Source organism: Brevibacillus sp. SYP-B805 (assembly GCF_011059135.1).
Classification (GTDB): Bacteria; Bacillota; Bacilli; order Brevibacillales; family Brevibacillaceae; genus Brevibacillus_F.
Map to the genome: position 1 here is coordinate 1 of NZ_JAALGD010000017.1, position 22,560 is coordinate 22,560.

The window sequence follows — 22,560 nt, forward strand, 5'->3', positions numbered from 1 at the left end:
CTCCTGTGATAAGTTTGAGCGGTTGGCAGACCGGCTCCCATCTTATCACCGGGTTCAAAGGATGGCTACTCATAGCTGTAAGCTTTCCCGAACCCCCAGTCTAACTGGGGGTTTTCGTATACAAAAACGCAGCCGGCCTGTATGCCGCTGCGCGCTTTTGCTATCCTTGCAGCCGTCTTACCGCTTCCACCGTAGCAAGGGCTGCTGACAAATCCTCGTAAATCACGTTGCCGACCACGATGGTATCGGCAATGCTTGCCATCTCCTGCGCCTGCTCGGCGCTGCGGATGCCGCCGCCGTAAAAAAGACGGGCTTCCCCCGCTCCGGCTCTGCATGCCCGGACCATGTCCGGATCGCCGTACCTGCCGCTGTATTCCACATAGACGATCGGCAATCGGCAGACATGGGCGGCGACGTTCGCGTAAGCCTTGGCCTCTTCCCTGCTCGCGACCGGCCGTGCCTTGGTCACTTTGGCCGCTGCCGAATCCTCATTCAGGATGATATACCCTTCCGCAAATATCTCTTCCCAGCGAATATACGCACCATAAGCGGAGAGACCGGCTACATGCGGCGCAAAGATCCAGTCGGGATCGCCCGCATTCAGCACCAGCGGCAGGAAATAGGCATCAAAGCCGGGAACAACCGCCTGCAGATTGGAGACCTCCAGGACGGCGGGCACGGCATATCGGCGAAGGCGGGCCATCAACTCCAGTGTGTTGTCATAGGTAATGCCCTGTGTGCCGCCAACGATGACCGCATCGGTTCCCGATTCGCAGATGGCTTCCAGCTCGTCGTCCGTCAGATGTTTGTCGGGGTCCAGTTTGAATACATGGCGCCAGCCACCAATCTCAATCACGTAAGCTCCTCCACTCTACTTGCCGATCCGCTCCAACGCCATCGAATAGCCGTCGTTGCCGTAGTTCAGGCAGCGTTTCACCCGGGAAATGGTTGCCGTGCTCGCCCCGGTTTCCGCCTCGATCTGGTTGTAGGTATACCCTTTGCGCAGCATGCGGGCCACTTCCAGACGCTGCGCAAGCGACTGCATTTCATTGACCGTGCAGAGGTCGTCAAAGAACCGATAGCATTCCTCGATCGACTCCAGCGACAGGATCGCTTCGAACAGCTGTTCAATACCCTTGCCCTTCAGCTTCTCCAACTGCATAACATCACCCCACAGGCATGATGAGCTTTTTTCTCTTTAAAATTTTTCCGCATTAAAGCCCCACAACTATCTTATTGGATCTAAAACGGATTCACAAGGGGTTATTGGAATTTTACGGCGCTGGCAAGGCCCGGCGTGTCGGGAATGATGTTGATCCAGGTGTTCCCCGGCAGGAGCGGCAGTTCCTGGGTCAGGCCGGCGTCCGCATAGGCGCGGATCACGCCGTCGCTGCGTTTCCACTTGATTTTCCGCGCTTTTCCCTGCTGAAAGAGATAGCCGTCCCCAGGTCCCACCACATCCACATCTCTCCGCCCCTCCTTGTCCAGCACCCGGTGGCGGGCGGCGATGACAAGCAGGTTGGTCACGGACAGCTGTTTGTTGGTGGTCAGATCCATGTGCGGGTTGCCCTCGGTGAAGCGCAGGTAACGTTTCGTCTGGTCGTCGTACCGGTAGGAAACCTGATACAGCCGGTGGTAGGTCACATCGATGGTGCGGGCCGTCTCGCCCTGGCTGATCACCGCGTCGGCCGGCAGAAACGGCAGATGAGGATGCGTGGTGGTGACCCGCATCTTCTTATCCCGGATCGCCTGGGTGATTCGGGTCAGATCGGTATACAGATTATGCGGCATCTTGCGGAATTGGACGCGCCAAAAATAGGCGCCGTTGGCGATTTCGTTGATATTGCCGTAATCGCCGCGCGCCAGCGTCTCCAGCGCTTCGGGACTGCCGCCGGCATGAACAAGCACGGCGTCGAATCCCGCCCCGATCTTGATAAAATAGGGACGGATGCTTCGCACCGGACCGATCACTTCCGGCTGTTGGCTGTGGAAAATCGCCAGAAAACGGGTGATCTCCCCCTCGGCCAGCACTTCATATACGATGTCCGCCTTGTCCAGTCCGGATTGGGGTCTGGCGGACGGGTGGTTGTTGATCATCACCATGATCGGCCGGCCGTCCAGGCGCTCGTTTGTTCCCATGCCGGTGAAGGGAGCCGTATAGGCATAGACCGGCTCCGGCGCCGGCTGGGATTGTACCGGCTGATTGACCGGAATCTTGGGTTGGGCAGGCTTCGGCGGCTCGGCCTCCTGGCTGCAGGCAGTCAGGATCGCGCACAGCGCGCTGGCAAAAAGCGCCGGTTTCCAACGTGGGGCCATCGAACCGCTCCTTTCCGGATTCTCTCGGGTTTCTCACATGTTCGGCATCCGTCCGGGCGAATCCTGCTTACACAAGATTCCCACATTCCTGCTATGCCACTGCCACACATCGCGTTCGTTCCTGTGCTACAATGAAGGCACCGATACCTTCAGGAAGAAACGAGGGATGGGTGTATGAACCGACCTTATCTGATCTATCTGGTAGACGATGAAACCAATCTGCTGGAACTGCTGCAATCCTACCTGCAAAATGCAGGTTTTCATGTAAAAGCGTTTCAGAGCGGCGCAGAGGTGCTGCCGATGCTGGCGGAGGACAAGCCGCAGCCCCACCTCTGGGTGCTGGATATCATGCTGCCGGACATTGACGGCTACGAACTGCTGCGCCTGATCCGCAGCAAGTCCGACGTGCCGATCATCTTCATCTCCGCCCGCGATCAGGACATGGACAAAATCATCGGGTTGGAGCTGGGCAGCGACGACTACCTGGCCAAGCCGTTTCTGCCGCGCGAGCTGGTGATTCGCGCCCAGAAGCTCCTGCAGCGCACCTATGAAAAGAGCGTACCGGCGGCTGCCGCCTCCCAGCCCCATCCCCAGCAGTTTCAGGACTGGGTGGGCGTCGGCCCTTACCTGATTTCGGAAGCAGGGCGGATGGTGAAAGAGGGAGAGAGCCCCATCGAACTGACCACCAAGGAGTTTGACCTGATCCTGTTTCTCCTGCGCAATCAAGGGCGGGCCCTGCACCGGGAGCAGATCTTGTCCGCCATCTGGGGAGAGGATTATATCGGCTCCGACCGGGCCGTCGATGATCTGGTCAAACGGATCCGCAAAAAACTGCCGAAGTTCCCCCTGGAGACGGTATACGGCTTCGGCTACCGGATGACCGCGTCATGAACGGCTGGAAGCTGAAAAACCTGCCGCTCTCCCGGCAGATCCTGATCCTGTTCATGCTCCTTACCACCGTCCTGGGGGTAAGCGTCGGCATCCTTTATCCGCTGGCGGTGAAGCAGTCGCTCGTCAGCAGCACGTATACCTTGCTGGAAGAGGAGTTCAATACGCTGTCCGGCCACATTTCCTTTACGGAAAACCATGTGCTCCTTCCTTTTCCTTCCTCTGCCCCGTATTTTTTGCAGCTTCTCCTTTCCAATTACGCGTTCTCGTTTGATGTCCTCGTGTTTGACGCGGATGGAAACCTGCTGGGCAGACGGTTGACGGAGCCGCTTCCGAACCAGGCCTATGCCGAGCTTTTCCGCCTGTCAGCGGAATACCCCCGGAATCGCCTGCAGCACGGCTCGCTGGATTTCGGCAGGGAAACCTATCTGTTCGTGAGCAAGCGAATGGATTACCAGGGTTTCCCGTACTACCTGGTATTGTTTTCCAAAGAACGGGAAATCAATCAGATCAACTCGCTGTTAACCCGGCAGTTCATCCTGGTGTTTGTGGTGATTCTGGCCGTCAGTTGGCTGTTGGCGGTCTGGTTCAGCCGCTACCTCACCAATCCGCTGCGCAGGCTGGAAGAGTCGTGCCAGCGCATCGCCCGCCGTCAGTTCGATATTCCGCTCACCGTGGACAGGGAGGATGAAATCGGGCAGCTGGCCCGCTCGTTTGCCGCCATGAAAAACCAGCTGCAGGAATATGACGAATCCCAGCGGCACTTCGTCCAGAACATCTCCCACGAGCTGAAAACGCCGATCATGGCCATCCAGGGGTACGCCCATGGGCTGATGGAAGGGGTGTTCCAAGGGCCCCAGGCGGAAAAAGGGCTGCGCATCATCATGGAAGAAAGCAAACGGCTGGAAAAAGTGGTGGAGCAGCTCCTGTATCTGACCAAGATCGAATCCGTCTCGCAAATGCTGCAGCTCGGCCGCGTCGACCTGAGCGAACTGTTCCATTTCATTCAACAGCGCCTGTCCGTTTTGAACCCGGAGATTCAGTGGGACGTCACGCTCCCGCCCGTCCTGCCGATTACGGCCGATGGCGAACAGCTGAGCGTCGCCTTCCTCAATATTTTGGAAAACCAGCTGCGCTATGCCAAAAGCCGTTTGATCATCACGAGCAGCCAGACCGACAAGCAGGTGGAGATCCGCCTCTCCAACGATGGTCCCCCCATCGAGGAAGCGCTCCTGCCTTATCTCTTCCAGCGCTTCCGCAAAGGCAAATCAGGCAAGCACGGACTCGGCCTGGCCATCGCCCGCGCGGTATTCGAAGCGCACGGCGGCACGATTCAGGTTCGCAACGAGGCGATCGGCCCCATGTTTATCGTTACGCTGCCGATCAACCCGGAGAGCGAGTTGTAAAGGGAGAGCACGTCAAAAGCGCTCTCCCTTTTTGAATAACCTGTTTTCATATTCACGATCTGATTGTTTAATTGATCGTTGCCGTCTACTGAGACCGCTTGTTTGTCTTGCTCTTTTCGAACACATTTCATAATAAAAGTTGGTAAGATAAAAGCAAATATGAATTATACTCATATTTTTTGGTTCATCGAGTATCATATTTTCTATCCTTTTGCGTACAATAGATAAAGAGATCAGGGTGTTGCAGCACCCCGATCTCTAGTAACATAGACGTTCCCTTCAGGGGACGGCTCAATTGCAAACATTCAAGGACAGACTAACCGCCTAGTGCTTGCCCAAGCTCAGAGGCGGTTAGTTCTTTTTTTGGGTCAAGGCAGCAACACTGGTCCATTTTCTGGATGTAAAGCTGCATGATTATGTTGCCAATTCCTCCTGTTGGATCTCGGACATGGCGTAGGTCGGCGACACGCACCAGTACTCCAAGCGCGGTTTTGGCTTCTTCATGACCTTGAGGTTTCGCGGCGGCTTATAGGGCAGCCCCTTTCCCTTCTCAATGTCTGCCAGCATGTTGTCAAAAACTTCCGGGCGCCCAGTGGCCCCTTATCTCTATTTTTGAGTTTAGTAGAATCACACCTAAGTCATAAATAAGATAGGGAAACTTGCCTAATTCATTAAAGGATTTTTGTAAAATGGTGTTGAAATTTTTTTACAGATCTGCGTTTTACAGCCTACATATAGTCAGGAGTGATTAATATCATGAAAGCAATACGGTTAACGACAATATTCCTCATGATGATTTTTTTTATTTCGTTATTTTCATCCTCTGGGTATGCGGTCGGCCCAACCGATACAAAAGATCCGATAAAAGCAGGAATTAGTAATATCGTGTTCCATTTCGATGCATATGGCTCTCCTATAGCCCATGGGCTGGTGTACTTACAGAACACATCAAAATATGAAGTCCACAATATCCACGCAACCATTGACCTTTATAATAAAAAGGGACAGAAAATCAGTATCTCTCCAGTAAAATTTGAAGATGATGATTTGTTACCGGGTGCTAGTTTGACACCTGGTGACACCTCGAGTGGAGTGGGTATGAGTTTTGCCCTAGTACCCAGCATATCCAATCAAGTTGATCTAGAAGGTGCTTATGTAAAGCCCACCTATACGTTTGTAATCGGGAAAAAGGCAGCACCAGTCGCTAAGGTTAAGCCCCAAATTATCGCAGCATATTATAAAGGATCAACTTTTCATTTGGATACGATCATTGTAAATTACGGAGAAGCCACCGCTACTAATTTTCATTGGAAAGACTGGACCGGTTACGTTGTTTGGCCAGATGAAAGCCATCTGTTAGATCTTCCCCAAAAAAAGCATCCCAATATCAATCAATCGTTAGTACTTGGTCCCGGGCAGTATGTACGTGCATCCTTTGAAATCTCCAATGTTGATCCAAGTATCCCGATTCCGGACCCAAATGATCTTGGTATAGAACTGCCTCTTCAGTATGATAGCGTTGCACCGTTTCAGGATTCCCAATTTCTATTAATGGTTAATAATCAAAGAGTAAGTACACAGGCGCTGATTGAAAATGGAATAACTTATGTGCCCATACGAGCCCTATCTGAAGCACTAGGCGCCGAAATCTCCTGGGACGAACCATCACAAAGTGTAACGGTCACGAAGGACAAGTCTACATTGCGGTTATTTGTCGATAGTAATCGCTATTATCTAAATGACCAAATAATGACATCTCCCGGTAAAGCTAGACTTCAAAACAACACTACGTTCATGGTTCCACTTCGCATCGTAGCCGAAGCTTTTCATTGCATGGTACATTACGAACAAAATTGGGAAAAAGAGTTGATCATTATCATTTCAAAGTAATTAACAATCTTTTTACAACATCCATGTGTACAAAACGGCTGCCAAAGATCTTGGCAGCTTTTTTGTACAAACAATTTAACTAGAGATAATCTTCATTGTAAATTTGATGATTTGAAGCGGTGCATGTTTACATTTGTTGAACAACACTAGTGCAGCTTCAGAATGATATTCATGCACATCTGCTGATTATACGAGTATTGAGGAAAACAGGGTTTTACCTATTACACAATTGTGTTAAATCACATCATAGATGGTCATCTGTATGACTTGACCGTCAGCTTCCCGAACAAACCCTTTTTCTACCCAAGAGATTGGGACACACTCCCTGTACATCTCCCAAACGGGGGTCCCTGCTTTCCGATTAGGGTGAAGGCTCTCGGTCAGCTCTGTCCAAACCCAGTAGGTCTTCGCCATTTTCCACATTGCGTATCCCCCCTACTGCCTGTATGGACAATCTTTTTTTGTTTCTTGTGCCGGCGGTGTCCATGCATCTTTCAGCGCCAAGTGCAGCCTGTTGTTTTGCCAGTCCTTTCTCTCGCAACCGGTACAAGCTAACCATCTGCATTTCCACTAACGAAACGGACGAATCAAGAAACGAAAAAATCTTTCCTTGCGAATCCGTGCTAACCATCTACATTTCCATTAACGAAACGGACGACAAAGTGCTCGCCACGGTCGAATACCACGCCGAGTGCTAACCATCTACATTTCCACTAACGAAACGGACGGTATTTCGACAGTACGGCCATTTATGTGTTCGGAAGGTGCTAACCATCTACATTTCCACTAACGAAACGGACGCACATCGACGCCGCCAACTCCCTGCTACGCGTCTTCGTGCTAACCATCTACATTTCCACTAACGAAACGGACGCTGGAGGCCTGGGAACGAAAGGAGACCTTCAGATGGTGCTAACCATCTACATTTCCACTAACGAAACGGACCCTGCTCTTCCGTCATCACATACCCTTCCTTTTCCGAGGTGCTAACCATCTACATTTCCACTAACGAAACGGACTCAGCCAGCAGACGAGGGCTGCGGCCAAGAAGATCAAGTGCTAACCATCTACATTTCCACTAACGAAACGGACGATGGATGCCCGCGTGTTGGATGTCTCGAACGATCCGTGCTAACCATCTACATTTCCACTAACGAAACGGACGGGGGAGGGAACCGACATGAGCAAGCGGCGTATACGGTGCTAACCATCTACATTTCCACTAACGAAACGGACACACGCAGAAGCCTAGAGCCGCAACGGTTTAACACGTGCTAACCATCTACATTTCCACTAACGAAACGGACACCGGGAACATTCCGGATCGTCACCGTCAAAAAAAGCCACCGTGCTAACCATCTACATTTCCACTAACGAAACGGACGGGATCAGAGCAACACCGATCAAGATGCCCAAGATAGGTGCTAACCATCTACATTTCCACTAACGAAACGGACACGCCATGAACAAGTCGGACAAAACCTCCCCCTACAAGTGCTAACCATCTACATTTCCACTAACGAAACGGACACTTTCGGTTTCCGATAAATGGATGGGAATTTAGTAGTGCTAACCATCTACATTTCCACTAACGAAACGGACGTAGCTACTTCTCCAGTGAGAGATACCAACCGGTCTGTGCTAACCATCTACATTTCCACTAACGAAACGGACCCCTTTGTCTGCCGACGCTGGATTCGCGACAAGATATTGTGCTAACCATCTACATTTCCACTAACGAAACGGACCGCTGCTCGCTCAATCCCGTGAGGCTGTTGAATTTTGAAGCCCTTTTTCGAGAAAGGACAACATCGTATTGTTTATTATGCCTTTTTGCATCGGGATCGCCTCCATCATGATCGAATCCTGCTTAGAGCCACAAAGGGTTCGAGCACCTCCCAGGCTTTTTGACCGGAGGAGGTGCTCGACAGCCGCCGGGAGGTCCGCAACTCCCTGACTTTGCAGGTTAGTGGAAATATAGATAGCCGTTGTGACTGAGTGACGTGTTAGGTCACCGTAGCACATGACACAACTGCACTGGTCAGCCTGTAGCTAACCACCTTCATTATATCTAGTTTTTCCAACCACTTTCAACTTTATCTTGAAATATTTGTTAATAGATCAGCTTGGTGAGATCTCTCGGCAGATATTCTCTTCCCACCGTTGAAATCCGTTTGGCCAATTGATCGCGGGTAACGGGTCCAATATGTACAAACATGACTTGATCCTCGAGATGGTGAATGATCTCGTCCAGCTTTACCTTCAACTCGGCTTCCTGCAGATCCGTCAGTTGGCAGATGAAAACGGAATATTGAACATGCTCCCCGTAGCCTTTCATCACCTTGTAGACCTTGCGCCATCGCTTGGGTTGGGTTATATCGTAACTCACCAGCACGTATTGTCTCATCCCCCTCCTCCTTTCTACCGGGTGGTGAGGGGACGATACTCGGGCAGTTCCCCTTCGAGATGACGGGCGAGCAGTCGCGCCTCCAGGTCCAGCGTTCGGCGATAGCTGATCTTGTAATCAAAGCTGGGGTGAGTCAACTCGTCATGCAGCCGACGTTCATACGCAGCAAAAAATGTATGCCGCCCCTGCTTCTTTAACTGGCAGCTGTCCTGTCCCCAATAGAAATCGTCAATCTCAATCTCTCCCGTATTCAGTACCCGCAAGACCACGCTGTCCGCGATGAGGGGACGAAACGGCTCCATCAGATCCAGGGCCAGAGATGGTCTGCCGGGCTCGATGCGGTGAAAAAAGCCAAACAATGGGTCCAACCCCACTCGCACGCACGCGGCGATCATATCCCGGACGAGCAAGGTATACCCCAGGGAAAGAAGAGCATTCACCGGGTCTTTGGGCGGTCTGCGGTTCCGCCCTTGCATGACAAGCTGTCCATCAAATTGGGGTTGTTTTAACATGGCAGGAAAGGATTCCATGTACAGCCTGCCCGCTCTTCCCTCGTATCCCCGTAAACTCTCCAGACTATCTGCTTCCAGGGCGCGGTCTCGCAGGTCTTTTAACTCTTTCAGCACCTGGCGGGAGACGGAGCCGTTACGCCGCAGCAGGGTTCGTTGGTTGGCAATCTTGGCGTGGATAACCCAACGGGCGAGACGAAGAGCTACGTCCGGATGCTGGAAGCGAATGAATTGCTTTTGCCGCAAGTGAATGTTTTTCGTGGTGAGCGGGGTCGTGACGCCGATCAATGTGCCATGCGTGCTGAGATAACTGATGGAGACCCCGCACGCCATCAAGGTATGGATAAGCTGGGTGGAGCATTGTACATGGCCCATCAGCGAGATATGTACGATGTCCTTGATCGGTACCTGATCGTATCGGTCGTCCTTGTAGGAAATCGTCAGGCTTTCCCCCTCCTTGCCAAGCCTGGCCCCAGGCTCTGCCACATAGAGGACTCCTCCATCCGCCCGACTGGGTACAATTTTTCGGATGTTTGTGCTGACACCGAGCAAATAATTGGTCTCGTCCGGGAGACAGACATAATTCATGGAGCAGCGAAAGCACTTGTTGGAATCTTTCAGAGGTCTGGGCATCTCCCCCTGCTCGATTTCCCGGGCCCGGTGAATGCAAGCTTTGGTCGCTTCGATCAGGGAATCGGTGAAGTCCACTTTGACCCGTTTGCGATTGCCCCGATAATAGAGATAGCCGTAATCGGATGCATACCCGTTCGCCCGCAGCAGCAATCCCTGCGCACACAGCTGGATCTGGTCGTTCGGCCATGCGGTCCCGATTAGTTCATACGCTCCCACATGAAAGGATGGCGAGCCTTCAGGAGCAGAGGCGTGCTTTCCTTCCACGGGAGCCCACATCCCGTTTTCCAGGGTAACGGTGTCCAGTTTGCCGACCAGTTGGAGGGTATCATCCCCCAGATACAGACTGAGCGGAGCCGCTCCCCACATCTCCTCGGGAGCCATGTCTCCCTTGCGGCGGCGTTCCTCTGCCCGTCGATGCTGGGCGGCCCCTTCGATCGTATCCGGATTCTCTTCAAATAACCCCTGGACATGCATGATATGAAACAGGCGCTCACAATACTGAACTTCATTCAACATGCGAACCGGAATCGGCGGCATAGATGGCGAGAACCTCCCTTGTTCCCACCTGCCGACGTTACTGAAGTTGCTCTCGCAGCTTTTTCTCAATGCGTCTCTTTACCCAGAACCAGAATTCTTTCTGGGGAAGCCATCGGTCGGACGACCAGAAAAAACCGCTCGGGTCCCGAAACAAGGTTTTGTACCCTTCCTGGCTGTCTTCCAACTCTTCCATCTCGTCGGTCAACGATTCGTCGAATACCCCTTCTTCGGCCGGGTCAGCAGGTGTGGTTTTACCTTTCATTTTGGCAGAATGTTCCCACACATATACCTCACTCGTATCTGTCTGATTGATTTTTGCAAAATACCCTTTGCCAAACAGCTTCTTCATCTTGTCATAAGCGGGGATCAGGCCGCTTGTCGTCACCTTGCAAGGAACGCGAAAGATTTCCGTGTTCTGCTGCCAGAAGCGTTTCTGCAGATTTTGCGCAGCGTTTATGTCGGCATGTATCACGGCCAGCCTGGAACCGGATCGATCCGCCAACGTAACGAACAGCTCGCCGCCTGACCACGGCACAATCTGTCCGGGTTTCAGACTGCCTGTCTGATCTTCCCGAATAAAGCCATCCTTGATAAGCTGCTTGACCACGTAGGAATTCGGCTGCAGGTCCTCTTCCTTCAGCGCGTGACAGCGGATGCCCGGAGCCCCCGTCTTGGCGTGAAAGCGGGACGTATAGGCGGAGTACACGTCTCCAACCTGGATCCCGAACAGCTCCCCCTGGAGATAAACCAGCCGGGGGATGCTCCGATGGGCCCATTTCATCAACCGGTTGTTTTCCCGTCGGGGTCGATCGAGCGCGAAGCGGTAGCGACTCAGATCTTCGAACAGGATCATCTGGCAGGCCGGATACGCTTCCTTCCATTGTTTTTCAGCCTCATCGTACTTATACCCCAGAGCGGTCATGACGAGCAGATTGGCCATCTGCTTGAGACGATCATCCTTCACGTTCTGGATATGCTGCAGCTGCTGCGGAGCAAACGTTTCCTCCTTATCCAACCGGTTGGGTTCGCCGGGTACCCGGCTGTGCTTGCTCCAGGCGATCAGCAGTTTTCGCGTCTCTTCCAACTCCTCGATATTCCACATGGACATGCCGGCGAGCCCTTTCCGATCGATTCTTAGCGATTTTCGCCAATGGCGCACGGCTTGTCCAATGACCGGCTCCAGCGTTCGGTGAGCGGCAACCAAAGCCTGCTGCCACCTCTCCGCAGGCTCGTGGATATAGTCAAACAGTTTTTCCAACTCTGTCTGCCACAGCTTCTGGTCCAGTTCTTGTTTCGTCTGCAAGGTTGCCAGCAGTTCATCCAGCTTGGCTCTCCTTTGCTCAGCCGTTCCCCGGGTGTGCAGACGCAGCACATCAGCCAACAGGCGTATCTGATAACGGACGAGAGAGCGGGCATGAGCCCGTATTTTCCGCTGTTGTTCTATCTCGTCGGAAATCTTCTCACCCGGTAGTCTTAGCAGCAGACTGCGGCGATGGACAGCGTACAAGCCGGTTACCGCAATCGGGTAGAACAGCTTTGTTTCCTGCTCGGCCGGTTTTTGCCGCATCACTTCAAAAATGCTGACAGCCGCCGCAGAGCGCTGCCCCAAATCAACGCTCATCACCCGCATTCCCGCTTCGATCGTGTTCACTCCCGTCCCGACTGCCAGCGGGCTGTTTTGTATCCATGAAATCAGCTCGGCCGGCTTGTAGCCGGTGACCTTGGGCCAGTCCTTCGTGTTTACTTGCAAAACTTGCCCGATAGGCGTCTGCAGCCGGCCGTTTCTCATTGCCAAAAACGGCTCTATGTCGACCACCACGTTGAGATAGACCGGCCCTGTTTCTCCGTCTGCCAGTCGATTGGAGGCTTTGCGCAAATGTCTCCGGTCAAACTGAATCTTCGCCCCTCCCAACACCCCGGTGAGTTCGATGCCGGAGCTGTAATCGCGATACCTGACCTTTTGTTTTTTGTCAGCATATCCGTCCAGCCTGATTTGTCTCTTTAACTGTTGGGAGGCCCCGATCGCGACGGTGACATTCTCCCGCTCTACCCACGTTTCATTTTCCGGCCAGAGAAGACGGCTGAAGGTGACCTGGTACTGTTTTCCGTTCTGGCTGATTTCGTAGTCGTGAATATTGCCTCCCCGGGCGTCAAAACGAATCCACAGCGGATGCTCGACAGGATCGGGCAGGGTAAAGGTGGCGTCATGTCTAGCTCGCTGCAGCTTTTTCCTGACCCCATTATAGTCCGAATAGTGAAACAACCGATTGGGGTACCCTCTCCAAATATGGTGATGTTCCGGTTGGGACAAAAATTGGTACACCTTGGGATCGCCAAAGGCGCCGGGCAGCGATGTCTGCACATCCGCGACCACCTGCCAGAACTGTTCCTGTGCCGCGTGTTCCGGCAGCTGGCTCCATTTCTCATACACCTGCTTCCATCCTCTGATCTGCCTGCGCGTAATCAGGTATTCGCTCTTGGCAGCAAACGATTCTTCCGCCAGTTCCACCTCCCGCTGTTTCTCGAACGACTGCAGAGCTTCCAGCCACGCTCCGCCATCGGCGAGATATTTGGCGTACAGCTCGTCTCTCTGCGCTTGCAGCTTCTGGTATTCTTCCGCCACCCGCCGGTTCCATGACTCCCAGGAAAGCATGCGCTCCAGCGCTTGTTGGAACATGTCCCTGTCGAAGGTACGGACAAATTGCCGCTTTTGCTTGGGCAGCCACTGAATCCCCTTCTGCTCGTCGGTAAACAACGGGAACAACGGTCGCAATCCAAACGCTTCCAGATCATTCAGAATGGACGCAGTGGGATCTGCCGCCTTTTTGGCCCGATCCTTTTCTCTCTCCGCCTCCCAATCGGGGTGCCCTTCTTCTCTCATCTTCATCCAGCGCGGTTTTCTGCCTGATTTGGCCGTTCCTTTTCCTCCCTCGCTGTTGGGATCGACCAGCGGACTTAGAAACTTGCGGCTTAACATCTGGGCATCCCCTTTTTCACCGATCGCGGAGGGAACCAGCAGTTCATACAGCCGTCGGGACAGGTTCAGAATCTCATCATCGGTACCAGCATCCCCGGTCCAGTTGTTTCGTTTTTGCTGTGCACGCAGGGAATGAAGTAGTTCAAGACGCACGACCTCCCTGCTTTTCCCTGCGTATGGTTCCTGGCGCATCAGCGCGAGCTTGTTCATGTAATAGGCGATTCCCTGGTTGACGATTTCGTGCGTCTTCCAGAGCCCCCGTCGCAGTTGGAGCATATGTTCCGCGTCACCGCTGCGGGTAACCAGTTTTACTTTGAAGCTTCTTACAGGCATAGGGTTGTCCTCCAAATCCTTATTTTTTGAACTATGCGTGGTGGAATTTGTGGAATATTTATAAGAAACAGTACATAGATTGGAAATTGAAAAGATTTCTTCGGGCGGGGGATGAAGTGTCCATGAGTGACCTCATCATAATTTTGATCTTGATTATCGTTTTAATTATCGTCCTGAAAATTCCTACAGCTTGACTACAGGTCAGGCCTTTTCGCATGTGAGTGCCATGTATCGACTAATACTCGATGCGGCCATGCGGGTGATGATCATCACCGGCACTTTGAACATCATGCGTGGTGGGCAGTTACCCAAATTTTAACATGTCCAGCATGTAAAAACATCACAGACAGGAAACCCCTTACATCAGTTCCCTTACTTTTTTAAAGTCTCAGAGCGGTTAAAACGCTCTTTTTTTTGTACACAAAGTCCGTCCTGTCATGCGCGATGGTTCCCGCTCGCTTTCTAAGTAGCCCTTTACGAAGGGCTTCTTAATTTTTTCACTAAAAACACAGACCCCCAACAAGATTAGCCTTGTCGGGGATCTATGACATCATCCTTGGTTTAACGTATAAAATTCGTGTTACAGTTCTACCAACACTTTTTCGAGCTGGTTAAGCATTTTCTCCCAACCATATCTCGCTCCGTTGATCGCTTGACCTTCCTCTTTGAATCCGGTTTGTTCGAGATGCAGATGGGTGGTTCCGTCCGGAGCTTTTTTCAAAGTCCATGTAACCGTAGTGCTTTCCGAACCGCTTACCCAAGTATAAGATAACTTATGAGGTTCATCCACTTCGAGTACTTCGCAATCTACAATTCCATTCCACCATTGTGTCGGCTCGGTCCGAAACTGAAATTTATGTCCAACGACCGGTTTAAAATCATTATCCATGATCCATTTCGCAAGAGTAGTCGAATCTGTTAAGGCAAACCACACCTGCTCGATTGAACTCGTAAAATAAAAATCTAGTGAAACGACCGGCTTCATTTTTTGTTCCTCCTGTAATAAATGATTTAAAAGGAGCATTTTATCTTTCCAGAATTTCTCGTAAAAAGATACCCAATCTTGAATTTCTCTCAACGGAGCGGCATTCAGCCGATACCGCGTTTCCCTGCCGACTCTTCGGCTCGTTACGAGACCGGCATCTTTAAGGATCGCCAAATGCTTGGAAACCGCTGTACGGCCCATTTGAAACTGAACCGTTAACTCATGGAGAGGCAATTCTTCCACATCTGCCAACAGACGAAGCAGTTTGCGCCGAGTTGGATCGGCAACGGCGTCATAAACATCCCGCATTTGACTTTTCTCGTTCAAAATCCCTCCCCCCTAATCATCATCGCCTAAAATGTTACCGATTAATCTCCATCGCTAAAACGACACCAACTGGTGTCCAAATCATCATAGGACACCAGTTGGTGTCCTGTCAAGTTTTCCTTGTCACTTTACTCCAGCCCAGCGCAAAGCTGCGGGCCTTTTCTTTATATGTCAATCAATTCGCAACATTAATAATTCGCCAAATTGTATATATATTCCACATTGGATATACTTTCTGTTGACGAAACCGCTTACAATTGCTATGTTTATGAGAAGAAAGAAAAATCAACATACATCGGGGGTTGCATAAATATGCAAAAAACTGGCAAGTTTATTAGTTTGCTGATCTCCGCAATCATGATGGGCTCCGTAGTGGCTGGATGCGGCGGCGGTACTGGCAGCAGTGCCGACAGCAGTTCATCCGGCAATGCAGGCGGCGGCTCCAATGTCATCAAGATTGCCACCCAAAGCCCTCTCTCCGGCCCGCAGTCGCTGGAAGGGGAAGGCATCAAGCTGGGAGCCGAACTGGCGGTCAAAGATCGCGCAGAAGATTTCAAAAAGCTTGGCTTTGACCTGCAGCTCTACCCGCAAGACGATCAGGCCGATCCGAAAATCGGCGTAGCCAACGCGGAAATGCTTATCTCTGATCCCGATGTACTGGCGGTGATCGGCCATTACAATACCGGCGTCGCCATTCCGTCCTCCGTCAAATACGAAGAAGCGCAGCTTGCCATGGTATCGCCTGCCAATACCGGCGTCCAGCTGACGGAAGAAGGAAAGAAAACAGTTAACCGCCTGGTAGCGCGCAACGACCAAATCGCTCCGGCTGCTGCCAAATATGCGAAAGATCAGCTGGGGATCAAGTCGGTCTTCATCATCCATGACAAGACCTCCTATGGACAAGGTCTGGCGGATGAGGTGCGCAAAGCGTTCAAGGATCTCGGCGTGCAAGAGCTGGGATACGAGGGCGTAACTGCAGGCGAGAAGGATTACAGCTCGATTGTAAACGTCGTGGTTGCGAAAAAACCGGATCTGATCTTCTTCGGCGGCATGTACGCGGAAGCCGGGATCATCGCAAAACAAGCAAAAGAAAAAGGCTTCACCGGCAAACTGATGGGCGGTGAGGGCCTCGAATCGACCGATATGTATAAAATTGCAGGCGACGCGGCTGAAGGCATCATCTATGCGACCGTCGTCGGCGACATCCGTTCCCAGGAAGAAGGGAAGAAGTGGGTGGAGCGTTATAAATCCACGTTCGGCAAAGACCCGGGCGCCTTCTCCGCATTCGCTTACGATGCGGCCCTCGTGGCGCTGAACGGCATCGAAAAAGCCATCAAGGAAAACGGCAACAAGAAGCCGTCCCGTGAGCAGGCGGCGGCTGCCATCCGCGGCACCACCGATTTCAAAGGGGAGTTTACGCAAGTCTCCTTCGACGAGAAAGGCGACAACAAGTACTCGCAAGTATATATCTATCGTTACGGAAAAGAGAAAGCCGAACTGGTCGGCGAGGCTGGCAAGTAACGAGCAGAGCTAGAAGCACCTATCCGCGTGATAGGTGCTTCTTTCGTTGGACAGGTTGGACGCGCAAAGATCGCATGCCCTATCCGACACTCCGGTAGAGCACAACCGCCGCAACTCCCGCCAGCAGGGAAAGCACGATCTGCCGCTTCCAGAGTCCGACGGCAAGGGAGACTACCCCCGCCACCAGATATTCGGCATTCCAGCTCCCCTCCCGCATGTGAAAGAGCAGCGGCGGCAGGGTCAGGGAACTGAACACTCCCACCGGCACCATCCGAAGGCCCCGCCGCAGCCAGTCCGGCATGGTCATGCGGGAGCTGATCAACAGCATCGGAAAGCGCGTCAAATAGGTAATCACCGCCATCAGCCCGATGATCACCAGCACATTACCGTTCACGAGCCACCACCCCCATCGCGACAGCCGTAAAGGTTCCCACAATCACCGCAGCAGCCGTGCCGTGCAGCCAATAGCCCAGGCAGGCGGCAGCCCCGGAGCAGGCCGCCGCCAGGACGTGAAACCGGGAAAGCAGATTAACCGCCAGAAAGCCGAGAAACGTCCCCACAAACGCAAAATCAAGCCCGTACTGCTCCGGATGAGTGATCAGCGACCCAAATACGGCCCCGCTGAATGTACTGATATTCCAGATCGCATAATCCACCAACCCGGCCCCGAAGAAATACGACAGACTGGCACCTCTCCCGCCAGCCAGATAGGTGGCTTTCAAGGCGTAGGTCTCATCATTGAGCAGGCCCGCCATGACGGCCAGCTTCCAGGGCGATACGCCGCGAAACGATGGTCCCAGCGACATGCCGTACAGCATCTGCCGGGCATTCAGCAGGGCGGTAGAAACAAGGATCGGCCACCCGACCACCCCCTGGGCGATAAACCCCACCGCCGCAAATTGGGAAGAACCGGCATTTACCAGCAGCGACAGCAGCATCGCTTCCGCCACGCCAAGACCCGCCTGACGGGCCAGGATGCCGAACACCATGCCGTCAATGATGCCCGCCGCCGCCACCGGTACGATCTGCCGCATTCCCTGGCGAAACAATCCCCACTGCACCGATTCCTTCCCTCCCCGAATGGCATGTCCATTACTCTACCCATCCAGATTCCACCTGTCAATGGTTTTTGCGCTGCCAGGGCCAGCCCCGCTGAAACGCCATCTGGCTTCGCCGCGTCTTATCGGCAGGGAAAAGTCGATTCTCCAACAGTACGACCGCTTACCGATTGCGCGGCATCGCCATCCATCGGCCGGATGATACTGACCCGCGAACATCCCTTGGGGAGACAGAGAAGGGGAGGAATGAAGCATGACCATCAAATGGGGAGCTCCGCTGCTGCTTGCCCTGGCTTTATACGGATGCGGCACCGGGGCTGCCGGCACCGCCCAACCGGCCGGACAGCCCGAAACAAGCAGCCAGCAGACAAAGATCGGCAAAAGCTACCCGCTGAAAGGCAGCGTCAGCGTTGTCAGCAGGCCGGAAGCGTATTCCGCCGAAGAACCCGTCTTTACGGCGGATGCGGGAGGCTCCTATACCGTTACCGCCGTCCAGGCGCCTTTTGTGCAGATCTCTGACGCCGGTCGAACCGGATGGATTCCTGCCTGGTACCTGGCGCACAACGAAGAAAAGGTTACAGCGCTTCCACCTGAAAAGATGCTTGTGAAAGAACCTGCAGCCTTTTTTCGGTTCCCCGCCCACGATGCCCCAGCGGGATACGTGCTGGAGCCGGGTACGGTCGTGAGGGTGACCGGCGCATTCGGGGACTGGGTTCAAGCAGACATTACCATGTATGCCGAGCCCATGGTCGGAGAGAAATGGATCGCAAAAGAGCACTTGACCGCCTACGATCCCGCCTTGGCCAGGGAAGGGCGGCTGCGCCGGGACGCTGTCCGGTATGATGAGAACGGCGCTCCCGTTAACGAGAGCCATCGCGATTTTCCCGTCCGGATCATTGGCGAAAGAGCGGAGATGTACCAGATTATCGCGCCGGGCGGCATTTCCGGCTATATCAAGAAAAGCGATTTTGTTCCCGATCCGTTCGAAGAACCTCCTAACGAAAACTAAACATACGGCAGCCGCCTGCAGTTCTCCGGCCACTGGAAAAGGGGGATCGTCATCGCCGACAGCGGCCACATCCAATCAATCGCGCAGACGATCCGCTTTGCCAACAGATAACCGGATCGCATGGGGCAGGCGGAAAGGATCGTCCCGGGAAAAACCGGCGGGTCATTCTCGTCGGTTTTCCCGCAAATAAGGCTTCCAGCACGCATGCAGCCGCTCGATTCCCCGCCAGATCTCTTCGACGGACAGGCCGCCAAACCCCAACTGAAAAGAAGGTACAAGCCCCTGCGGCCTGTTCATCCACTTTCGGGTCGTGCTGTATACTTTGATCCCCGCTTCCTCCGCGATCTTCTCCAGTTCTTCCGCGCTCTTTTCGCTTTGCACCTCCAGCATGACCGAGAGCCCCGCATCCTGCCCCATCACGCGAACGTTGTCCTGAAAGATCGCTTTGACCGCCTGCAGCAGGGCGGCATGCTTTTTTTGATAAATCACCCGCATCTTGCGGATGTGCCGCTCCCATTCGCCGCTTTGCATGAACAGCTCTAGCGTTTTCTGGTGCAGCCGCGACACCGTTTGATCGAAGTGGCAGCACTGCTCCCGGTACCGCTCCAGCAGCGCCTGCGGCAGGACCAGATAGCTGACGCGAATCGCAGGCAGCAGCGCCTTCGAGAATGTCCCCAGATAGATCACGCTGCCTCTTGCATCCAATCCTTGCAGGGACGGAATCGGTTTGCCGCGATAGCGAAATTCGCTGTCATAGTCGTCTTCCAAAATCACCCCCCCGACTTCATCCGCCCACTGCAGCAGCTTCATGCGCTTGGCTACCGGCATGACGGTGCCGGAGGGGTCCTGATGGGATGGCGTGATGTAGACCACCCTGGCCCCGCTTTCCCGCAGGGCTTGTATATTTAGGCCGTCTTCCTCCAGCGGAATGGGTTTCATCGTGAAGCCAAGCTTCGCAAAAACAGCCCGGACGTCCTGATATCCCGGCTCCTCCATGGCCACCGCCCTGCCGTCCATCCCGAGCAGTTGGCAGATCAGCAGGATGGCGATCTGGGTTCCGGCGGCAATCACCACTTGTTCCGGCGTACAGCGTACCCCCCGGGACTGCCGGAGGTAATGGGCGATCTGGGTGCGCAGGCCATACTCGCCCTGCCGATCCCCATAATGAAGCAGTTCCTTGGCTTCCGGGCGGATGCACTGATTGGACAACCGGCGCCAGACCGCGAACGGAAAGTGTTCCGCATCGATCCGGGCCATATGGAAATCGTAGCTGACAGGTTTCTCGGCGCCAGGAAGCCTTGATACCGCCGCGGCTGGCGGCACGGCCTGGTCGCCCGACAAGCCCCCCTCGATCTCCACGACATAAAAACCGCTTCTGTCCCTGCTCTCGACATACCCCTCGGCAAGCAGTTGGTGGTAGGCCATCTCCACCGTCGTCTTGCTGATCTGCAGGTGGGCGGACAAGCGGCGGACGGACGGGAGCTTTGTGCCGGCCGCGATCCGGTTCGCCTGGATCTCTTCCCGAAAATGATGATACAGCTGCATGTAAAGAGGCACAGCGCTCTCTCCGTGCAGGCGCGGCAAAATATCCAGCATGCTCCTCCCTCCTGACCCGATCGAAAAATCGAATACTGACCCTTTTGAAAAGGTCAGTGTTTTTGTAATCTTCATAATAGCAGAGCAAGAAACGGAAAGAAAGACAACAGCCATCTTGATAGATTGGTAAACAAACAGAGCGAACAGGAGAATGTGTCATGGAGATGAAATCGATCAATCTGCCGCAGGCCTGTGCCTTGTATATTGCCGCCATTCTTGGTTCCGGCGTCCTCTTCATGTCGGGGACAACCGCCCATGTTGCGGGCCCGGCCTCCTTGCTTGCATGGGCCGTCATCATCCTGCTGAGTTTTCCGCTGGCCTATGCGTTCGCGGCGATGTCACGCCTCCATCCCGATGCCGGCGGTGCGGCCACCTTCGTCAAAATGGCCTTCGGGCCGCATGCCGGCGCGCTGGTGGGCTGGTTCTATTATTTCGCGGCAGCCGTCGGACAAATGATCGTCTCCCTGACAGGCGCCTACTATGTAAGCACGGCCTTCCATCTGTCCAAAGCGGGCACGCTCAGCGTGGCGCTGTTTATCATCGCGGCTGGCGGCGCCGCCAATGCTTACGGCCTGCGGTTGAGCGGAAAGATTTCGCTTGTGTTGAGCAGTCTGCTTATCAGCCTGCTGCTCACCGTCATTCTGCTGTCGCTTCCCCGCATCGCATGGAGCCACTTTAGCCCGTTCTTTCCGCATGGCATGTATCCCATCGGCACCGCCATGGCGATGATCTTATGGTCGTTCTTTGGATGGGAAGCCATCTGCAGTCTCGCGGACCGTTTCAAACGGCCGGAAACCGATCTGGTGAGAAGCTCGATGATCAGCGCTGTCATCATTGGCTTGATCTTTTTGCTGCTCAGCTTCGTTACCATCGGGACGAAGACATACGGCAGCACCGACAGCAATCTTTCCCCTGTCGGCATGATGATGTATCAGGCATGGGGCATCGGCGCCCAGGCGGCGACCGCCTGCCTGGCCTTTCTGATCTGCCTGAGCACGGTGAATGCCTATGTGGCGAGCACCGGACAGTTGGGCTTTGCCTTGAGCAGAGACGGCGCTCTCCCCCATTGGCTGTCACAGCTTCATCCGGTCAGGCAGACACCCGTCCGGTCCATCGGCCTGTTCGTGACCGCCTCGACATTGGGAATCGTCGCGAGCGTAGCGTATGACATCCCGTTTGACACCCTGCTTTTCATTCCCAATTCCCTGGGGTTGACCGTTTATCTGCTGTCCATGGCAGCCGGGTTGAAATTGTTCCAGCGCCGTTCCCTACCCTGGTGGGCTTCCCTGGTGTCGCTTTGCCTCTGTCTGGTCAGCCTCCCGTTTTTCGGGCTGTATGTGTTCGTTCCCGTGTTGATAAGCGCCGCTTACTTTCTCTATCGATTCCGCCAGAAACAGTGGGCCCTCCAAAAGAAAACCGATGGACCGTAACGTCCATCGGTTTGTCTTCCTTATGCCAGATAGGCTTCCCGCACCTGCGGGTTGGCCAGCAGGTTTTCCGCCTTGTCCTGCAGGATGATCTCCCCGGTCTGGATCACATAGCCGCGGCTGGCTACGGTGAGCGCCTGGTTGGCGTTCTGCTCGACCAGGAGAATGGTCATGCCTTCCCGGTTCAATTCGGTAATGATCTCAAAGATCTGTTCCACCAGAATCGGGGCCAGCCCCATGGAGGGCTCGTCCAGCATGAGAATCTTCGGCTTCATCATCAGTCCGCGTGCAATCGCCAGCATCTGCTGCTCACCGCCGGACATGGTACCGCCTTTTTGATTGATCCGTTCCTTCAAGCGGGGGAAATAGTGGAATGCCCGCTCGATGCCTTCCTCAATCTGTTTCTTGTCAGTGACCGAAAAGGCACCCATCTCCAGGTTTTCCCGCACCGTCAGCTTGGGGAAGATGCGGCGTCCTTCCGGCACATGCGCAATTCCCAGCTGGGCGATCTCATGGGTGCGCATATTGGTAATATCGGTGCCGTTGAAAAAGACTTTCCCTTCGCGCGCCCGCGTCTGTCCGCAGATCGTCTTGAGGGTGGTCGATTTCCCGGCCCCGTTTGACCCGATCAGGGTAACGACTTCTCCCTGCTCGACTTCGATGGACAGCCCCTTCAGCGCATGAATCCCGCCGTAATAGGTGTGAATGTTTTGCAGTTCTAACAGCGCCATAGTACTCTCC

The 22,560-nt window shown here is 53.8% G+C and carries 17 protein-coding genes, 1 pseudogene and 1 CRISPR repeat array; of the genes and pseudogenes, 6 read left to right on the forward strand and 12 right to left on the reverse strand.

The window, feature by feature from the left end; genetic code table 11:
- Nucleotides 1–160: 160 nt before the first annotated feature.
- The 3 genes from pcrB to G3578_RS17695 form a co-directional block, all read right to left on the reverse strand.
- Nucleotides 161–856: a heptaprenylglyceryl phosphate synthase gene (gene pcrB, locus G3578_RS17685; protein ID WP_165214387.1), complete on the reverse strand. Its 696-nt coding sequence runs from the start codon at nucleotides 854–856 to the stop codon at nucleotides 161–163.
- 15 nt (nucleotides 857–871) lie between these two features.
- Nucleotides 872–1,162 (reverse strand): YerC/YecD family TrpR-related protein, encoded by a 291-nt coding sequence (locus G3578_RS17690; protein WP_165214389.1) that lies wholly within the window; start codon nucleotides 1,160–1,162, stop codon nucleotides 872–874.
- A gap of 101 nt (nucleotides 1,163–1,263) precedes the next feature.
- Nucleotides 1,264–2,316 (reverse strand): DUF3048 domain-containing protein, encoded by a 1,053-nt coding sequence (locus G3578_RS17695; RefSeq protein ID WP_165214391.1) that lies wholly within the window; start codon nucleotides 2,314–2,316, stop codon nucleotides 1,264–1,266.
- Between the two features lie 174 nt (nucleotides 2,317–2,490).
- Between G3578_RS17695 and G3578_RS17700 the strand changes: the two genes are divergently transcribed.
- The 3 genes from G3578_RS17700 to G3578_RS17710 all read left to right on the forward strand — a co-directional run bounded on the left by G3578_RS17700 (nucleotide 2,491) and on the right by G3578_RS17710 (nucleotide 6,500).
- Nucleotides 2,491–3,207 carry a response regulator transcription factor gene (locus G3578_RS17700; RefSeq protein ID WP_165214393.1) on the forward strand — a complete coding sequence of 239 codons (717 nt, stop codon included), beginning with the start codon at nucleotides 2,491–2,493 and terminating at the stop codon, nucleotides 3,205–3,207.
- On the forward strand, nucleotides 3,204–4,610 hold the full coding sequence (locus G3578_RS17705) for a sensor histidine kinase (protein WP_165214395.1): 1,407 nt from the start codon (nucleotides 3,204–3,206) through the stop codon (nucleotides 4,608–4,610). Before G3578_RS17700 ends, G3578_RS17705 begins: the two co-directional genes overlap by 4 nt.
- A gap of 756 nt (nucleotides 4,611–5,366) precedes the next feature.
- A complete protein-coding gene (locus tag G3578_RS17710; RefSeq protein WP_165214396.1) occupies nucleotides 5,367–6,500 on the forward strand; it encodes a copper amine oxidase N-terminal domain-containing protein in 1,134 nt (377 codons plus the stop codon).
- A 548-nt stretch (nucleotides 6,501–7,048) separates the two neighbouring features.
- A CRISPR array of direct repeats spans nucleotides 7,049–8,248; the repeat unit is 36 nt; unit sequence GTGCTAACCATCTACATTTCCACTAACGAAACGGAC.
- A 365-nt stretch (nucleotides 8,249–8,613) separates the two neighbouring features.
- On the opposite strand, the gene cas2 is transcribed toward G3578_RS17710, so the two are convergent.
- The 5 genes and pseudogenes from cas2 to G3578_RS20990 all read right to left on the reverse strand — a co-directional run.
- The gene (gene cas2, locus G3578_RS17715; RefSeq protein WP_165214397.1) at nucleotides 8,614–8,907 is read right to left on the reverse strand and encodes a CRISPR-associated endonuclease Cas2; all 294 of its coding nucleotides are present in this window, start codon (nucleotides 8,905–8,907) and stop codon (nucleotides 8,614–8,616) included.
- 14 nt (nucleotides 8,908–8,921) lie between these two features.
- Complete coding sequence (gene cas4g/cas1g, locus G3578_RS17720; RefSeq protein WP_165214398.1) at nucleotides 8,922–10,586, reverse strand: CRISPR-associated endonuclease Cas4g/Cas1g; 1,665 nt, start codon at nucleotides 10,584–10,586, stop codon at nucleotides 8,922–8,924.
- Between the two features lie 37 nt (nucleotides 10,587–10,623).
- On the reverse strand, nucleotides 10,624–13,896 hold the full coding sequence (cas12b, locus tag G3578_RS17725; protein WP_165214399.1) for a type V CRISPR-associated protein Cas12b: 3,273 nt from the start codon (nucleotides 13,894–13,896) through the stop codon (nucleotides 10,624–10,626).
- A gap of 580 nt (nucleotides 13,897–14,476) precedes the next feature.
- On the reverse strand, nucleotides 14,477–14,881 hold the full coding sequence (locus tag G3578_RS20985; RefSeq protein WP_241254701.1) for an SRPBCC family protein: 405 nt from the start codon (nucleotides 14,879–14,881) through the stop codon (nucleotides 14,477–14,479).
- A pseudogene (locus tag G3578_RS20990) lies at nucleotides 14,882–15,208 on the reverse strand (ArsR/SmtB family transcription factor); the annotation flags it as partial.
- Nucleotides 15,209–15,520: 312 nt separating this feature from the next.
- Between G3578_RS20990 and G3578_RS17735 the strand changes: the two are divergent.
- Entirely contained in the window at nucleotides 15,521–16,729 is a 1,209-nt protein-coding gene (locus tag G3578_RS17735; RefSeq protein ID WP_165214401.1) for a branched-chain amino acid ABC transporter substrate-binding protein, read from the forward strand.
- 79 nt (nucleotides 16,730–16,808) lie between these two features.
- Here G3578_RS17735 and G3578_RS17740 read toward each other — a convergent pair whose 3' ends face one another.
- A complete protein-coding gene (locus G3578_RS17740) occupies nucleotides 16,809–17,123 on the reverse strand; it encodes an AzlD domain-containing protein (protein ID WP_346774033.1) in 315 nt (104 codons plus the stop codon).
- Entirely contained in the window at nucleotides 17,113–17,790 is a 678-nt protein-coding gene (locus G3578_RS17745) for an AzlC family ABC transporter permease (protein ID WP_165214402.1), read from the reverse strand. The genes G3578_RS17740 and G3578_RS17745 overlap by 11 nt, the downstream gene beginning before the upstream one ends.
- A 250-nt stretch (nucleotides 17,791–18,040) precedes the next feature.
- Here G3578_RS17745 and G3578_RS17750 point away from each other — a divergent pair, with 250 nt between their 5' ends.
- Nucleotides 18,041–18,796 (forward strand): SH3 domain-containing protein, encoded by a 756-nt coding sequence (locus tag G3578_RS17750; RefSeq protein WP_165214404.1) that lies wholly within the window; start codon nucleotides 18,041–18,043, stop codon nucleotides 18,794–18,796.
- Nucleotides 18,797–18,958: 162 nt separating this feature from the next.
- On the opposite strand, the gene pdxR is transcribed toward G3578_RS17750, so the two are convergent.
- Nucleotides 18,959–20,392, reverse strand: a complete 1,434-nt coding sequence (pdxR, locus tag G3578_RS17755) for a MocR-like pyridoxine biosynthesis transcription factor PdxR (RefSeq protein ID WP_165214406.1) — start codon at nucleotides 20,390–20,392, stop codon at nucleotides 18,959–18,961.
- Between the two features lie 158 nt (nucleotides 20,393–20,550).
- Here pdxR and G3578_RS17760 point away from each other — a divergent pair, with 158 nt between their 5' ends.
- On the forward strand, nucleotides 20,551–21,822 hold the full coding sequence (locus G3578_RS17760) for an APC family permease (RefSeq protein WP_165214408.1): 1,272 nt from the start codon (nucleotides 20,551–20,553) through the stop codon (nucleotides 21,820–21,822).
- Between the two features lie 20 nt (nucleotides 21,823–21,842).
- Here the strand turns inward: G3578_RS17760 and G3578_RS17765 are convergent, their stop codons facing one another.
- The gene (locus tag G3578_RS17765; RefSeq protein ID WP_165214410.1) at nucleotides 21,843–22,550 is read right to left on the reverse strand and encodes an ABC transporter ATP-binding protein; all 708 of its coding nucleotides are present in this window, start codon (nucleotides 22,548–22,550) and stop codon (nucleotides 21,843–21,845) included.
- Nucleotides 22,551–22,560: the final 10 nt, after the last annotated feature.

Excerpts from the sequence above, each read along its gene's own strand:
- cas12b (WP_165214399.1), bottom strand. The coding sequence starts at position 13,896 with ATGCCTGTAAGAAGCTTCAAAGTAAAACTGGTTACCCGCAGCGGTGAC.
- G3578_RS17690 (WP_165214389.1), bottom strand. The coding sequence starts at position 1,162 with ATGCAGTTGGAGAAGCTGAAGGGCAAGGGTATTGAACAGCTGTTCGAA.
- cas2 (WP_165214397.1), bottom strand. The coding sequence starts at position 8,907 with ATGAGACAATACGTGCTGGTGAGTTACGATATAACCCAACCCAAGCGA.
- G3578_RS20985 (WP_241254701.1), bottom strand. The coding sequence starts at position 14,881 with ATGAAGCCGGTCGTTTCACTAGATTTTTATTTTACGAGTTCAATCGAG.
- G3578_RS17710 (WP_165214396.1), top strand. The coding sequence starts at position 5,367 with ATGAAAGCAATACGGTTAACGACAATATTCCTCATGATGATTTTTTTT.
- G3578_RS17735 (WP_165214401.1), top strand. The coding sequence starts at position 15,521 with ATGCAAAAAACTGGCAAGTTTATTAGTTTGCTGATCTCCGCAATCATG.
- cas4g/cas1g (WP_165214398.1), bottom strand. The coding sequence starts at position 10,586 with ATGCCGCCGATTCCGGTTCGCATGTTGAATGAAGTTCAGTATTGTGAG.
- G3578_RS17695 (WP_165214391.1), bottom strand. The coding sequence starts at position 2,316 with ATGGCCCCACGTTGGAAACCGGCGCTTTTTGCCAGCGCGCTGTGCGCG.
- G3578_RS17760 (WP_165214408.1), top strand. The coding sequence starts at position 20,551 with ATGGAGATGAAATCGATCAATCTGCCGCAGGCCTGTGCCTTGTATATT.
- G3578_RS17750 (WP_165214404.1), top strand. The coding sequence starts at position 18,041 with ATGACCATCAAATGGGGAGCTCCGCTGCTGCTTGCCCTGGCTTTATAC.
- G3578_RS17705 (WP_165214395.1), top strand. The coding sequence starts at position 3,204 with ATGAACGGCTGGAAGCTGAAAAACCTGCCGCTCTCCCGGCAGATCCTG.
- pdxR (WP_165214406.1), bottom strand. The coding sequence starts at position 20,392 with ATGCTGGATATTTTGCCGCGCCTGCACGGAGAGAGCGCTGTGCCTCTT.
- G3578_RS17700 (WP_165214393.1), top strand. The coding sequence starts at position 2,491 with ATGAACCGACCTTATCTGATCTATCTGGTAGACGATGAAACCAATCTG.
- G3578_RS17765 (WP_165214410.1), bottom strand. The coding sequence starts at position 22,550 with ATGGCGCTGTTAGAACTGCAAAACATTCACACCTATTACGGCGGGATT.